The organism is Carboxylicivirga mesophila (assembly GCF_018271975.1).
Taxonomy (GTDB): domain Bacteria; phylum Bacteroidota; class Bacteroidia; order Bacteroidales; family Marinilabiliaceae; genus Carboxylicivirga; species Carboxylicivirga mesophila.
Genome location: NZ_JAGUCN010000014.1, coordinates 114,881 through 130,150, shown reverse-complemented (window position 1 = coordinate 130,150; position 15,270 = coordinate 114,881). Strand labels below are relative to the sequence as shown.

The window sequence follows — 15,270 nt, the reverse complement described above, 5'->3', positions numbered from 1 at the left end:
TTACCCCTGCAAATATAAACGATGCAAACTTTATCTTCACGTAATGGCTGAATATAAAGCAGCCTAGTCGTGTTCAGGTGTGATTGGCTGTTTGTTAGCCTCCGCTTCAGCTTTCTCTTTATCAAGCCAGTATTTGTTGATGCGGGCAATACCTAAAGTCAGCAGGCCAATGATGGAAAGAAACAACATTTTGCTGATGCTGGCATCTCCTGATATATCCCAGAAAAACACCTTTGCTGTCGTGATGATTAATACCAGTGAGCCCATAACTCTGAAGGCGGCTGCCCTCGTATGTGCTCCCCATGCAAAAATAAACAGAGCATAAATGATGTAAGAAAAGGAAATTGCTAAAGAACGACTCATAAAAGTGATGTCGTAGGCTATCCAAAGATTTTTAATCTGAATAGTAATCAAACCGGCAACAATGATATTGGCAGCTATAGCCATCATAGTACTCAGGTTGGGACTTTTTACCTGCTCAACCTTTGAACCATAAAAGCCAAAGGCCGCCAAAGCCATCCAGGTAAGAGCACCAGCATTAAAAAATGGCAGGTATTTTACACCAAACAATTCTATCCATTGTACATCCCAGGCAACAGTAAACCAATAGATAATAAGCATTAGCCATGCCGCATAACTCACATAAATCAATTCAAATGTTTTGGTGAACCGACCAATCGAATAGGTGCTGGTAACTACCAGTAACCACAGTAAGGTGGTGAATACATACTCAAGGCCATAAATACTCATTGGCTGGATGTTGGATGCGGAAATAGCAAACAGCAGCAAGCCCAGGCATGTGTAAATAATGGCAGGGAATGGCTTTTTATCCGATAGATAATAGATAAATGCCGAAGTTGCCATGAAGCCTAGCCCAACAATTAACAATGGAATTGTGAATGTAATCTCGAAGCTTCCCAGAATGTATATCGACCAAAAGATAAACAGCATGGCATTAATAAGGCTCAGGTAAAGATTCGATCCGGTGAAGCGATCTTTTTCGTAATACGAGGCGAAAATAATGCCGCCCATATAGGTAGCAAAAAGTGATGCCGCATAAAAGAATGGTCGTCCCCATGTCAATGGATCGAAATAAATAAAGTAGGTGGCGTAGATGAGTACCGTAATGGCGAATGCCATGGCGCGTAATTCAATCCAACGCTTAGATATGCTGACATACAGAGCACCGACGTTGAGGATTAACACGTAGGCAAACAACAACCAGTCGTGATGAGGCTCTGCCTTCATAAACAGTGGCGACAGTAAACCGCCCATGATGCTGATGAATATAAGGCCTCTCAGGTCGTAGCGGTAACTCATAAAGGTGGTGAGTGCTGTCAGGCTGAGCACGGAAATAAACGTGATGTTGTAAGGCCAGTTAAGGCTGGTGCTGAATGCAACATAAGAGAATGTGGCATAGACAACGCTCATGCCGGTTCCGGCCAACAGCTGACAGGTGTTTAACTGGCTCTTACGGTAATAGCTGAATCCGGCAAACAGCAGGGTTAAGCCAATGGTAAAGCCGGAAAGAACTCTTAATTCTGCAGGAAACCAATTGTTTTCAAATACAATTTTTAAAAAGTAGGTGAATGATGAAAACAAGAACAGAATGCCCAATGTGGTTATCCAATGTTTCTTAATTAATTCAATCATGATCGTCAAATTTGGGTTATACTTTAATTTGTTCACGGTGTAAACTTACGGCACAGTCAGAGTCTAAAGCAAACCATAAATTGATAAAAAAGGACTTTTAAAAATGTTTATTTAGTGTGATTAAGATAATAAATTAAGTAACTTAGTGTTTGAATAAAGGACTTTAAATAATGCTATGGATGCCCTTGTTGATGTCATAAATACCCTTTCAAAACCGGAAGTCAGTGAATTTGCTTCATTCATAAATCGTCAAAAGCAGAAGACGAATCGAAAAGATTTGGATCTATTCTGGTTGTTGTATAAAGAAGGCGAGTTGAGCTCCGAAGATGCTGTTAGACGACTCTATCCGGGTGGCAATCAGGTGGCTTATCATGCTTTGCGTAAAAAGCTAATGAAGCATTTGACGGACTTCATATACTTTAAGCAGTTGCGCAATGATTATACGGCTGAAGCACAGGTTTCGGCACAAGTGGCTATGGCCCGTTATCTCAAGGAGTTTGACATCGTTCATCTCGCCTGGAAGAAGTTAAAGAAAGCGGAGCAGCTGGCTGTGAATAATGAGCAGTATGCATTGGCCAATCAGATTTGTCGACTTCAATTGGAAATGCCTCTGGATAAGCTTAATGAGCGAATTGATGTGGTTTTGTCCAAAAAGAAGCGTTACCTGCGTCTGGCCATTGAAGATGACAAGATTGATACAGCTTATAAGGTGATTCAGCATCATTTACAAAAATCCAAAGTGCAAGGTGAAGCATTTGATTTGCAATATATTATTGAGCAAACATTGGAGGAGTTTGAACTCACACAGGCTATTTCCAACAGACCGTCGGTGGTATATCGCCTGATGTCCATCGTACGAAGTGCCGCCAAATCACGTAAAGCATATTATGAGTTTGAGCCTGTTTTGTTACATTTTTATCGCAACATGGAAGTGTTACCCAATGCATCGGCCAATGATATAGTTTATGTTGCCCGTCTGCAATACATGGTGGCCCATACGCTTTTCCGTAATAAGAAGTTTAGTTTGTCACTCGATTACATTTACCAGTTAAGAGAACAAATGCGCAAGGTAGCCCGGAGCGAATATACGCGTCTGCTACCCCGTTTTACGCAGTTGTATTGTGCATTACGTTTTTTTACAGGGTATATCAATGAAGCAATTCGTATGGTTGATGCTGCCTTTATGCAAAAATTGCGATTAAAACCTGAAGAGGTGCTAAACCTGAAGCTAAACAAAGCTATCTATCATTTCTATAATACTGAATACAAAGTGGCACTACAGGAGTTAATGAGTATTGAGCATAGTAATGCCTGGTGTTCCAAAATTGCGGGTGTTGAGTGGGTGATAAAAAAGGAATTTCTGGAAATATACATACAGTTTGAATTAGGTAAGTTCGATATTGCAGCTAACAAGATTCGTGGCTTGCTAAGACAGAAAGAGTTATTTGAGAAACGGCCGCAAATAGAGCGTGTAAAGGTATTTTTGCAGTTGGTGAATCAAATAGTTGATGATCCTGCAGTAGCAGAAACAAGTGAATTTTACGAAGCAGTAGAAACGGCTTTTGACTGGATACCCATTGAACAGGAAGATTTGCATGCATCGGTGTACTATGCCTGGATGAAATCTAAGATTGTAGGAGAAGATGCCTATAAGGTGTTGCTTGACCTGATACTAATCGAATGATTTATACCATCAACAATGTGCTATACAGGGAAAAGTCCTAATTTTGTTCACTTAATTATGAATAGCAACTAAACTTATATGATTGAAAAGATACCGATAATTGATAAGCACCCTTCAGCCGAAATACCCCTTGATGGGTTGGTGTCACGATTAATACAGGCTGGCGAACAGCAGTTTGTTTTTATGGAATTTGAAACGGATACGGAAGTAGCCCTTCATTCGCACGAAGCACAATGGGGCGTGGTACTGGATGGAGAAATGGAGCTGACAATCGGTAAACAGGTTTTGTTTTTGAAAAAGGGGGATACCTATTATATCAACAAAGGAGAACTGCACTCGGCAAAAATTAAAGCAGGCTATAAGGATCTGACCTTATTTAACCAAAAAGACAGGTATAAAACACAAAGTGATACGTAGTCATGGAAACTGTAATCTTATCAGCCACAAACCGCAATGAGTATGTTGAACTGACCACCGTGGTGAAATTGGTAAAGATTGAAGTATCGCGACAAAATTGTAAAGATGTGTTGCTCGAAGTGGTGGATGAACAAGGTCAATCAAAGGGAAAACCACTCGAAAAATGGTTACCGCAGATAAAGGCTAAAAACATTGCAGGTTTGCGCTTCATGATGAATGACTTTAGTACAAAACCAATTGAAATTAAACTGACATGGAAATAAACAGTTTGGTGAAGAGGTTGTTTCTTGCTCAAATAGTTGTCTTAATGAGTTGTCAGCAATCAACAGAAAGTAATCACTATCAATCAGGAGATATCCTTTTTAGAGGACATTTAAGCAGTTCGTTATCCCAGGCCATTGATGCAGTGACACAAACCGGTAAAGAGCATCACTACACGCACATGGGTTTGGTAGAGGTAGTTAGTGATACGGTTTGGGTATTGCATGCGGCTCCGGGGAAAGGCGTTTGTAAAGAGTTGCTCGAAGATTTTTGCCTTAATGATTCAGATTCGGTCGTTGTTGGGCATTACCGGGTTCAAGACATACCAAATCAGTCAGTAAGCAATGCTTTGGCGTTTGCCAATAAACAGTTGGGGCAGCCATATAATTATTCCTACATCCTCGAAGATGAGGGTTTTTACTGCTCCGAGTTTGTTTACGAAGCTTTTGTTTCGGATTCACTCTTTAAACTCAACCCCATGACTTTTATTGATCCGCAGACCGGTGATTTTCATCAGGGCTGGATCAAGCATTATCATGAGCTTGGGATTGCTGTGCCAGAGGGTGAGCCGGGTTGCAATCCCAATGGTATGGCTGCCAATCAACGATTGGAGTTTTTGGGGATGGTGCTCCGGAGGCAAAGAGAAGATAAACAGCAGATTATCAATTCAACTAGTCAATAATTAAAGAAAGAAATGGGAATTTTAAGAAACATAAAAAGTGATTACGAGATTTATGAGAATGTAAGTCTTGAGTGTGCAGTGGCTATTGAGCGTGACGATTGTAAGAAAATAAAAGCATACCGAAAAAAATATAAGGGCAAAGAGCCATTACCCAGTGAAAAGGTTGAAGGCTATCAGTTTATTATGGATGAGGAGTTTGGTTCATTGAAGATAGATTTTTCGAAGAAATTGAATTTCGAAATCAGGGATTTGGTAAATGTTAAGGGCTAAACCTTTTATAAAACTACCTGTTAAACGGAAGTAATAATAATATATTGAAATGAAACAGATTGTACTGGTATTTGGAAGTATTTATGGCGCATTGTCTGTAACGCTGGGAGCGCTTGGTGCACATGCCTTAAAAAAAGTATTAACGGAATCTCAGCTACAAAGCTTTGAGGTGGGCGTAAAATACCAGATGTATCATGCCATTGTGCTTCTGGTAATAGGTTTCTTCTTTACTTTCGAAACACGCTTGCAGCAGATGATGGGCTGGAGCTTCATTTCAGGCACCTTCTTGTTCTCATTCAGTATATATTTCCTAAGTTTATCGTCACTAATTGGAGCTAGCCTTAAGGTATTAGGTCCGGTAACGCCATTGGGCGGTCTGTTAATGATATTGGGGTGGTGTTTGTTGTTGATACAGATTGTGCGCAGTTTCTAAAGCATTATTGGCTAGTCATATCTAAAGTAATGTACGCCCATTGGTGGGTGCTTCAATATTTACTTGTTGAAGATGGTGTATGGTGATAAGCTTTTTAACTGAACTCATCAAATGAGATATTGCTGTCTGGTACGCCCAGGTTATACAGCATGGTCATTGTTGCCTCATGCATTTTGGGTGGACCACAAATATAATACTCAATCTCTTCAGGCTCCTCGTGTTTACTCAAATACTCCTTATAGATGACGTCGGAGATAAAACCGCAGTGGCCGCTCCAGTTATCATCACTTTTGGGTTCAGACAAGGCTATTTCGAACCGGAAGTTCTGATATTGTTTCTCCAGATTTCTAAAATCTTCTTCGTAGTATATCTCAATTTTTGAACGCGCACCATACCAATAGGTTACTCTTTTAGTGTAATGCTGAGTATGCAAAAGATCAAATATTTGTGAACGTAGCGGAGCCATGCCGGCTCCACCTCCTATGAACATTATTTCGTTGGCCTGGCCTTTCACATAAAACTCGCCATAAGGACCAGACATGATTACTTTGTCGCCAGCCTTACGTGAGAAGATGAAAGAGGAGCAAATCCCCGGGTTTACCTTCTTGAAATTATTTAGCTTCGTTAATGGCGGGGCAGCAATGCGCACGTTTAATGTTACAGTATCGCCTTCGTCGGGATAATTGGCCATTGAATAAACCCTGTAGGTCTCTTCCCGGTTAGTCATTTGCAAATCCCACATGCCCATTTGTGTCCATTCCCTTTTGTATGGCTCATCAATGGCAATGTCAGAATAATTAATGCTGACTTTTGGGACATATATCTGTATATAAGCACCGGCTCTGAAATCTAACCTTTCCTGTTGAGGAAGCTGGATAATACATTCTTTAATAAAGGCGGCCACATTGCGATTAGAAATCACTTCACATACCCATTTTTTAATCTCCATTACTTCAGGAGGTATTTCTATGCTCACATTTTCCTGCACCTTGGTTTGACAAGCCAGGCGCCAGTTGTTGAGTCTTTCTTTTCGGTTGAAAAAAATGGTCTCGGAAGGAAGTATGCTTCCGCCACCTTCAACCACTCTGCATTTGCACATGCCGCAGGTGCCTTTACCACCGCAGGCCGATGGCAGTAATATATCCAAGGAGCTTAAACTATTGAGAACAGTCTGTCCAGCTGCTACCTGCCATTGTTTATCGTCATTAATGGTCAGGGTCACCATCCCCTGAGTTGTAAGTCTGGCTTTGGCAATGAGCAGCATTACAACAAACAGCATAATAATGATAAAGAACACCATCATACTAAGCCATATAACGGACAATAATGTAAAAGCCGGTGTCATTGTACCTTGAATTGTTTCCCTTCAGACTAATTACGCAAAAAACGGGCTGTTGTCAATAGTTGAGCACAGTTGTAACCACTTCTCTGATTATTCCATCCATAAGCTGGGATCAATTCACTTGTTATATACCACCTAAAAATGCAAGGAAAATCAGCTTATATTGGTTAACTTAAACCTCTCGCTTGTACCCAATTGTTTTGTCAGAAATAAAGTTGTTATTATTATGATCTTGCGTATTCGATTATTGCTTTATATTTCAGTTATTTGTCTGCTCATCCTTTCAAGTACCTTTTTTTTACCGTATGGATTTTCAGCCATTCACGAAGGGTGGTCGGCAACTTTCTGGCTTTTTATTTCCAATACAGGTGGAACAATAGGTGTTCCTCTTATCACCCTCTTGTTTTGTATTCTCATAAGTATGCACTATAAAGGCTGGAAAAGCAAATTACTGGTAATAACAGGTGCTTTAGTGGTGTTTTCACTTGTACTTGGTGTGTTTGCCCGTTTAAATGAGTTTTTTATTAAGGAACAACTAAAAGTGGAACGCCCTAATATTATTTTTCTTCATGAGACGATGGGATTTGATAACGAGGCTTTTTATAGCATTGAATCCAAGGATGAACGGCGTGTATTCATTGAGGATTTTTTTAACGGGCAGTTGTCTCAGGTAATTTTGTTTGACGATGAACCTTTGCATTCCAAAGTTATTCGGCATTGGTTGCACGAAACGGGCTATTCCTTCCCTTCGGGTCATTCGGTAAATGCTTTTCTGATGGCCATGCTAATGGCTTATATCATCCTGTTTATATACTCCGATTTCAGGCGTCGTCTGTTTTTTGCTTTGCCCTTGGTGTGGGCTACACTGGTCGCCCTGTCGCGGGTAATACTTGGTGTGCATTCGCCTATTGATATTAGTTTGGGAGCAGCCTTAGGGTGTTTGATGGCTATGTTAATTATCAGTACCCGGCTGATCGATACTCAACTAACTCCAAAGGATGCGGTTACTTAGATGCAGAATGAATGACCTATGGCTCAGTTAGTTGAGTTCTTGAGTCGCCCATCCAGGTCAGTTTTTTCCATAAATACTCCAAAGGTCCTTGCTTATATTTTTTCAACCACCAAATGCTGAAAAGAAGCTGAACTATAAAAACTAAAATGGCTGCAATGAAACTAAAAACTATATTTAATGTCGTATTTAAAGACAAACCATACCCATAAAAAATAAATGAACCAATTATTGCCATTGATATATAGTTGGTCAGGCTCATTCTTCCATAGGCTATAAATATAGATTGTAACCTGTTATTGGTGAATGTATACCAAAGTAGTGTGTAGGCGGCTACTAAAACGCTACCAAAGAAAAAATTCTTTAGAGTTGGTACTAATATTGACAGCAGTATTTTACTAGGTAAAGCTGTTGATGACTGCAAGTAAAATTGTAAGCTGTATAGAACACCATAGCCAACAAGGCCACATGCAAGTACTTTTCTCCAGAATAATATTGTCATTGGTGTTTTATGAAAAAGTTCCTTTCTGCCTGACAGCATACCAAGCAGGAATAGGGATGCTGTCTGAAATAATCTGCCATTTTCAATTTGCCATAGATTAGAAAATATTTGTCCTTCCCACAAATTGGTCTTCCATACAGCAGGCAATGTACCGCTGGCAAGTACTGGACTTACCAGCTTAAAATAATTCCAGTTTATCTTCTCATATGGCTGATAATCTATATCAATTATGGAGGAAAAAAACTGATACCACTCCAGGGGCTGCAACATAAACAGGATGGCTACCCAATATACCAACTGATTACTGGCATTGCTCAGAATGATTAAAACTAGGCCCACAAATGAATACAAAACCAAAATATCACCAGGATAGAACATTGCGTTTAGCTGGGCAAATACCATAAGTAGAATCATACGCCAGGCAAATCTTATTCTGAAATCATAACCTTGCTTTTTCTGATTATTGAATTGGATGAAAAAACTGAATCCAAACAAAAATGAGAATATGGCATATGCTTTTCCTGAGAAAATATAAAACGTTGTTTCCCATATGCCAGTGTTTAAAGCTTTAAAGGGTTCAAGTGGCGGCGATTGGTAAAAATAAAGGTTAAAGTGCTCTATAAAATGAATGAGTAAAATTCCGAATAGTGAAAACCCTCTTAATGAATCGACTAAATCTATCCTTTTTTGAAACAAACTACTCATGCTGTTTAGGTTGGTTTATTTTAATTCTTCTAAGACAGGACAAAGATACAATTGCCTTTCTATGTGAGAGTATTGATGGTTTTCAGATTTAGAGATGACAGGTTCTTTTTAGGGGGATAAATGGGTGATTTAAGTATTAAATGTAGTATGAACGTAAATATACGATTCCATCATTATAGCGCTTCAAATAGCCATACCCCAGAGTTCAATGGCAATTCCTTATTTTACTTTCTGCTTTATAGTTTTCTTACATCAGATTAGATGAATAAACTAATACTCCAAAGTTTAGAAGTGACTTGGTAAAATTCACACACTATAGTTGAGTAGTTAAAATATTAACAAATGAAGCTACTGTGTCACATAATTTCATATATCCACATTTTAAGCCCATTACAGCAATTTCTTTTAAATTAAAACTAGAGCGTTTTTGTAGTAAACTATTTGTAAAAAAATCGACAAAATCAGCTCGTATTTTTTTATTAAAGAAAAAAATCGTGAATTTTTATTTTTTTAACATTTATATAGTCAACTTATCAGGTCTAGTGTATATTTTTGGCAGCATAAAAGACAATTAAAGAATTTTTGGTGTAATTGTAAACTATCTGTATTTATGAAAGTATCTGAAAAGATTGAGCTACTTAAAAAGAAGCGTGAAGAAGTCCAAAAAATGGGCGGTGATGCACGTGTAGCAAAGCAGCATGAAAAAGGCAAGCTGTCGGCTCGTGAGCGTCTTGACGTTCTTTTTGACGAAGGTAGCTTTAGAGAGGTTGACATGTTCGTTGAACACCGCTCGGTTAACTTTGGCCTTGATAAAGTTGAAGTGCCATCTGATGGTGTAATCGTTGGCCACGGTTTAGTTAACGGACGTCCTGTTTTTGCTTATTCTCAGGATTTTACCTCTCGTGGTGGTTCGCTAGGTGAGATGCATGCAGCCAAAATCTGTAAAATTATGGATTTGGCCGTTAAAGCAGGAGCTCCTGTAGTTGGATTAAACGACTCAGGCGGTGCCCGTGTAGAAGAAGGTGTTGACGCATTAAAGGGCTATGGTGAGATTTTTATGCGTAACTCACGTGCATCAGGTGTTATTCCACAAATCTCTGCAATTATGGGGCCTTGTGCTGGTGGTGCTGTATATTCACCTGCCATGACTGATTTCATCTTTATGGTGAAAAAGCAGAGCCACATGTTTATTACCGGACCAAACGTTATCAAAACTGTTACCGGTGAGGAAACAACGCTGGAAGAGTTGGGTGGAGCAATGGTGCATAACTCAAAAAGTGGTAATGCTCACTTTGCTTGTGAAAGCGATGAAGATACTATCGAAGCAATTAAAGAACTGTTAGAGTTCTTACCAAATAATAATCTTGAGGAAGCTCCTCAGATTCCAATGGGCGACGACCCTGCCCGTCAGTGTGAAGAGCTGGATACAATTATACCAGATGATCCAAAAGTACCTTACGACATGGTGTCTGTTATTGAGTCGGTACTTGATAATGGCGAATTTATGCAGGTGCACGAGCACTATGCAGAGAATGCCATCGTTGGTTTTGGTCACTTAAATAACCGTTCAGTTGGTATCATCGCCAATCAGCCAATGATTCAGGCCGGTTGTTTGGATATTGATGCTTCTGACAAAATTTCACGATTCGTACGTACCTGTGATGCTTTCAATATTCCAATGATCACATTTGTTGACGTTCCTGGTTACTTACCTGGAGTGGCTCAGGAGTGGGACGGAATTATTCGTCACGGTGCCAAATTACTTTGGTCATATGCTGAGGCTACTGTGCCTAAGTTCACCGTTGTTACTCGTAAAGATTACGGTGGTGCATACTTAGCAATGTGCTCTAAACCTCTTGGTGCAGACATGGTATTTGCATGGCCATCGGCAGAGATTGCCGTGATGGGTGCTAAGGGAGCTGTTGAGGTTATCTCTACTTACCGTAAGCAAATCTCAGAAGCTGAAGACCGTCAGGCAATGACTGATGCCAAGATTAAGGAATACGAAGACGCCTTCAACGTACCTTACCTGGCTGCTAAACGTGGTTATATTGATGATGTTATCCTGCCAAGTGAAACAAGGCAGCGCCTAATCGATGCACTTGATGTGATGTCGACTAAGACTGAGGTGTTACCTCCTAAAAAGCACGGAAACATTCCATTGTAAAAAAACGATTGTACTATGACAGCAAGAGAAAAAAGAAGAAGAGCGGCAATGATCGCTGTAGCTTATTACCTGGAGCAGGAAGCAGCCAAAAATAACGAAGTTAAAGCTGTTAACTCATGGAAAGCCGCCGGTAAAGAAGTGATTATGAATAACCGTGCTATGGTACAACGTCGTGGTCGTTTATTACGTTCTCGCGCTTAAGGTAAGTAAAGTAGATTAGAAAGGAGTCACTAGCCTATAGAAGCTAGATTCTGACAGCTTTTCTTTAATCATCAACAATTAACAAAGAAACAAATGAATTACGATAAACACGGAGTCTTGGAGATGGCTCCACTAGAGTATGGAGCTGATCGTCCAAAAGCAGCTAATCCAATTAAGATTAATGATGTAAGTTTACGCGACGGCCACCAGTCGTTATTTGCAACCCGCGGACGTACCGAAGATATGTTGCCTGTTGCTGAAATGATCGACAACGCAGGTTATAACGCTGTTGAAACATGGGGTGGTGCAACTTTTGATACAATGCACCGTTTCTTAGCTGAAGATCCATGGGAGCGTTTGCGTACCTTGAAGAAGCACATGCCAAAAACACCGTTTTCAATGTTGCTTCGCGGTCAGAACGTGGTAGGTTACCGTAACTATGCTGATGATGTGGTAAAAGCGTTCGTTCAGCGTTCAATTGATAACGGTATGGATATCTTCCGTTGTTTTGATGCCTTGAACGACTACCGTAACTTCGAAACGGCAGCTCAGGTAATTAAAGACAATGGTAAGCATTTCCAGGGTGTAGTATGTTACACGCTTAATCAACCTCGTTTGGGTGGTGATGTGTATAACATGGATTACTACATCAACAAAGTAAAAGACTTAGTAGAGTTTGGTGTTGATTCTATCTGTATCAAAGATATGGCTGGTTTAATTGCGCCTTACGATATCTATAACCTGATTCGTGAGATCAAGAAGTTCACTGATATTCCATTGAACCTGCATACACACTTTACCTCTGGTATGGCTGACTTAGCTATCTTCAAAGCTATTGAGGCAGGTGTTGATATTGTTGATACTTGTATCGGGCCTTATGCTTACCGTACATCACATGCAGCTGTTGAGCCATTGATCATGTCGTTGTTAGGAACTAACCGTGATTCAGGTATGGACATCAACAAAATTACAGCTATTGCTGATGAGATGGAGAAATACATACCTAAGTACAAGCACCTGGATAACAATCCTAAGTATGCAACTACTGATATCAATGTATTGCTTCACCAAACGCCGGGCGGTATGTTGTCTAACCTGGTGAACCAGTTGAAGGCCATGAACGCTTTGGATAAATTACCTGAAGTATTCCGTTTATTACCAAAAGTTCGTAAAGACTTAGGTAACATTCCTTTGGTAACGCCTACTTCTCAAATTGTGGGTGTACAAACAGTAAACAATGTATTGTTTGACTCATACGAAGGTGAGTATGCTCAGATTACTAAAGAGGTAAAAGATCTTTGTTACGGACTGTATGGTAAAACTACTGATCCTATCAATCCTGAAGTTCAGAAAAAGGCCTTGAAAGATTACCCACGTGGTGAGGAGCCAATCACAGTTCGTCCTGGTTCAATATTAGAGCCTGAAATGGATGCCGTGAAAGAGGAGTTCAAGGACTTTACCCAGGACATCGACGATGAAGTTTTGTGTGCTTTATACCCTGTAACAGGTAAGCGCTTCCTGAAGTGGAAATACGGTAAGGAGGAAGTTCCAGCTGAGTTCCAGGCGAAGACAATGGAGCAGGTTGAGAAAGAAGAAGAGTTGGTGCGTAAGGCATTATCAGGCGAATTAACTTCTAAGGGTAACGGCGGTGCTACCCGTGAGTTGGAAGTTAAGGTTGATGGTGAAGTATTCACTGTTGAAATCAATGATCCAAATGCAGCAGGTGCTGCAGCTCCTCGTGCTCGTCGAGCTAAAGGTGGTGCTAAAGAAGTAGAAGCTACAGGTAGCTTATTAGCGCCAATTCCTGGTATGATTGTCGAGTTCAAGAAGAAAGTTGGCGAAGAAGTAAAAGCTGGTGAAACAGTGGTTGTACTTGAAGCCATGAAGATGATGAATAACCTTGATGCTGCTGTTGACGGCGTGGTTACAGAAATCAAATTTGATTCTGGTGATTCTGTTGCTAAAGGAGATGTCCTGATGGTGATTGAACCAAAAGAGGCTTAAGCAACTTCGAAATACAATATACTCCAAAAATCAGGCAGGCCGTAAGGTCTGCCTTTTTTATTGCTTTTTTACCATATAATTGAGGAGCTGTCACATAATTAAAATATATAACAATGTATATATGAAAATATATAAATAAAAATATATATTTGTCGTTCAAATTTTACAATATGACAAAGACAACTATGCAGGCAGTATTTATCCCAAAACTTCATTCCTTGGCAAATTCGTTTCATCCGGCAAAAACTGAAGCTCATACTCTTTTAATTCTGGAATCTTTTTTAAGGGCTTAGTTTTGTTTTGACAGTCATCAATCAAGAAAGCCTTAGCTGAAAACTAATGAAAACATCAAGCCCTTTTGCAATTTTTACTGCTATTCTGGTAAGTTTATTTACATCCTCATGCGAAGAGGTAATAGAGTACAGCCCTTATCAGAACATTGTTCCTAAAAAGTGGAAGAATCAGAACATTAGTAATTACAATGCTTTACTGCCCGCTGCTAATGAGGTTTTTGAACCATTTAAAGTGGCGTTGATAGCCGATACGCATACCTACTACGATGAATTTGAAAAGCAGGTGAAGTTTATCAATTCCTTTACCGATATTGATTTTGTGATCCACCTGGGAGATGTCACACTAAGTGCCAATAGCCGCGAGTTTGAATGGTACAGCGATATTATGAATAAGCTGAATGTGCCTGTTATAACCATTATTGGCAATCATGATTGTTTGGGTAATGGTTATAGTATCTACACCGATATGTTTGGCGAATCCAACTTCTATTTTGAATACCGCGATGTTAAGTTTGTCATTTTTGATGATATCATCTGGGAGAAACACATTGCTGACCCTGATTTTACATGGTTTAACAATGCTTTAAAAAACGATGGGAGTTATAAGCATGTAATTCCATTTGCTCATATTGCTCCATGGGACGACCAGTTTTCAATGGGGAATGAGTTGTATTACAATTATATTCTTGAAGAAAACCACATTTCGCTGTCGGTGCATGGGCATGATCATCACTATAAGTGGAAACAGCCCTATGGTGAGGTGAATTATATGACGGTACCATCTCCCGATAAGCAGGAGTTAATCATTCTTGATATTCACGCAGAAGCAGTGCAGGTGGAACGATTAAACTATTAAAACGATATGGAATCTATCTTGAGACATGTTGCAGACCGAGCAATACTGATTGGTATGTTGCTGCTTCATGCTTTTTTTGCCGAATCGCAAGAGCAACTGAATAAGGCAGTGAGGCGTGGCGATGCAGTTAGTGATGCACCCGTTACCAATGCAGCAAATCATGAAAAAGAGCATAATGACAAAGACCGTTTATGGTACATCCCATCTCAATATAAACTGCAGTATGCCGGGGGTATAGGCTTTATGTCAGCGGGCTTTGGCTATGAAGTATCTCCAACCTATCAACCAGTATTATTTGTTGGCTATCTGAGTGAGAGTTTTGGAGGCAGCCAAAACCGGGTTCTGAGTGTATCGGTTAAAAACAGTTTTTACCTAAGCCGCCAGCCTTTGTTGAAATACTTTAGACCTTATGCTGGCTTGTCCATCAACTGGGGCAACACTAACAATACCTTTCGTTCATTGCCCGAATACTATCCGGATGAATACTATTTTCAGAATAAAGTGCATTCTGCACCCTTTGTAGGTGGCGAATTATATGTTAATCTGAAGCCAAATAAGCAGATAAAAGGGATGGGCGTATATGCCGAATTATCTGCCTTAGATGCTTATCTGCTGGAAGCTATCAGAACCCAGTACGTTAAACCTCATATGGCACTAACTTTGGCCTTAGGCCTTACGGTGTATATTAACTAAATAGGGACTGAAGTGGCGGTTAAACGTTAATCATGGTTAAAAAATAAGGGGGATATGTAAATCAATTGTGATATCTCATTGATTACAATGGCTTTTTT

General features: G+C 39.9%; 15 protein-coding genes. 12 read left to right on the top strand and 3 right to left on the bottom strand.

Annotated features, from left to right (window positions below):
- Positions 1-63: 63 nt before the first annotated feature.
- A complete protein-coding gene (locus KEM09_RS13170; protein WP_212228967.1) occupies positions 64-1,653 on the bottom strand; it encodes a DUF2339 domain-containing protein in 1,590 nt (529 codons plus the stop codon).
- 175 nt (positions 1,654-1,828) lie between these two features.
- Here KEM09_RS13170 and KEM09_RS13165 point away from each other — a divergent pair, with 175 nt between their 5' ends.
- The 6 genes from KEM09_RS13165 (at position 1,829) to KEM09_RS13140 (ending at position 5,400) form a co-directional block, all read left to right on the top strand.
- Positions 1,829-3,337 (top strand): hypothetical protein, encoded by a 1,509-nt coding sequence (locus tag KEM09_RS13165; RefSeq protein WP_212228966.1) that lies wholly within the window; start codon positions 1,829-1,831, stop codon positions 3,335-3,337.
- Positions 3,338-3,415: 78 nt separating this feature from the next.
- Positions 3,416-3,754, top strand: a complete 339-nt coding sequence (locus KEM09_RS13160; protein ID WP_212228965.1) for a cupin domain-containing protein — start codon at positions 3,416-3,418, stop codon at positions 3,752-3,754.
- A 2-nt stretch (positions 3,755-3,756) separates the two neighbouring features.
- A complete protein-coding gene (locus tag KEM09_RS13155; protein ID WP_212228964.1) occupies positions 3,757-4,017 on the top strand; it encodes a hypothetical protein in 261 nt (86 codons plus the stop codon).
- Positions 4,018-4,061: 44 nt separating this feature from the next.
- Positions 4,062-4,697: a YiiX/YebB-like N1pC/P60 family cysteine hydrolase gene (locus KEM09_RS13150; RefSeq protein WP_212228963.1), complete on the top strand. Its 636-nt coding sequence runs from the start codon at positions 4,062-4,064 to the stop codon at positions 4,695-4,697.
- 12 nt (positions 4,698-4,709) lie between these two features.
- Entirely contained in the window at positions 4,710-4,967 is a 258-nt protein-coding gene (locus KEM09_RS13145) for a hypothetical protein (RefSeq protein WP_212228962.1), read from the top strand.
- A gap of 49 nt (positions 4,968-5,016) precedes the next feature.
- On the top strand, positions 5,017-5,400 hold the full coding sequence (locus tag KEM09_RS13140) for a DUF423 domain-containing protein (RefSeq protein WP_212228961.1): 384 nt from the start codon (positions 5,017-5,019) through the stop codon (positions 5,398-5,400).
- Between the two features lie 94 nt (positions 5,401-5,494).
- On the opposite strand, the gene nqrF is transcribed toward KEM09_RS13140, so the two are convergent.
- Positions 5,495-6,703, bottom strand: a complete 1,209-nt coding sequence (gene nqrF / locus KEM09_RS13135; protein WP_244824995.1) for an NADH:ubiquinone reductase (Na(+)-transporting) subunit F — start codon at positions 6,701-6,703, stop codon at positions 5,495-5,497.
- A 265-nt stretch (positions 6,704-6,968) separates the two neighbouring features.
- On the opposite strand from nqrF, the gene KEM09_RS13130 reads away from it, so the two are divergent.
- A complete protein-coding gene (locus tag KEM09_RS13130) occupies positions 6,969-7,754 on the top strand; it encodes a phosphatase PAP2 family protein (RefSeq protein WP_212228959.1) in 786 nt (261 codons plus the stop codon).
- A gap of 16 nt (positions 7,755-7,770) precedes the next feature.
- Here KEM09_RS13130 and KEM09_RS13125 read toward each other — a convergent pair whose 3' ends face one another.
- Entirely contained in the window at positions 7,771-8,958 is a 1,188-nt protein-coding gene (locus KEM09_RS13125; protein ID WP_212228957.1) for a DUF418 domain-containing protein, read from the bottom strand.
- A gap of 610 nt (positions 8,959-9,568) precedes the next feature.
- Between KEM09_RS13125 and KEM09_RS13120 the strand changes: the two genes are divergently transcribed.
- From KEM09_RS13120 to KEM09_RS13100, 5 genes are all read left to right on the top strand, one after another.
- The gene (locus KEM09_RS13120) at positions 9,569-11,125 is read left to right on the top strand and encodes an acyl-CoA carboxylase subunit beta (RefSeq protein ID WP_212228955.1); all 1,557 of its coding nucleotides are present in this window, start codon (positions 9,569-9,571) and stop codon (positions 11,123-11,125) included.
- Between the two features lie 15 nt (positions 11,126-11,140).
- Complete coding sequence (locus tag KEM09_RS13115; protein ID WP_212228953.1) at positions 11,141-11,326, top strand: hypothetical protein; 186 nt, start codon at positions 11,141-11,143, stop codon at positions 11,324-11,326.
- A gap of 93 nt (positions 11,327-11,419) precedes the next feature.
- The gene (locus KEM09_RS13110; protein ID WP_212228951.1) at positions 11,420-13,330 is read left to right on the top strand and encodes a pyruvate carboxylase subunit B; all 1,911 of its coding nucleotides are present in this window, start codon (positions 11,420-11,422) and stop codon (positions 13,328-13,330) included.
- Between the two features lie 339 nt (positions 13,331-13,669).
- Positions 13,670-14,479: a metallophosphoesterase family protein gene (locus KEM09_RS13105; RefSeq protein WP_212228949.1), complete on the top strand. Its 810-nt coding sequence runs from the start codon at positions 13,670-13,672 to the stop codon at positions 14,477-14,479.
- A 6-nt stretch (positions 14,480-14,485) separates the two neighbouring features.
- Positions 14,486-15,172, top strand: a complete 687-nt coding sequence (locus KEM09_RS13100; RefSeq protein WP_244824993.1) for a hypothetical protein — start codon at positions 14,486-14,488, stop codon at positions 15,170-15,172.
- Positions 15,173-15,270 lie beyond the last annotated feature (98 nt).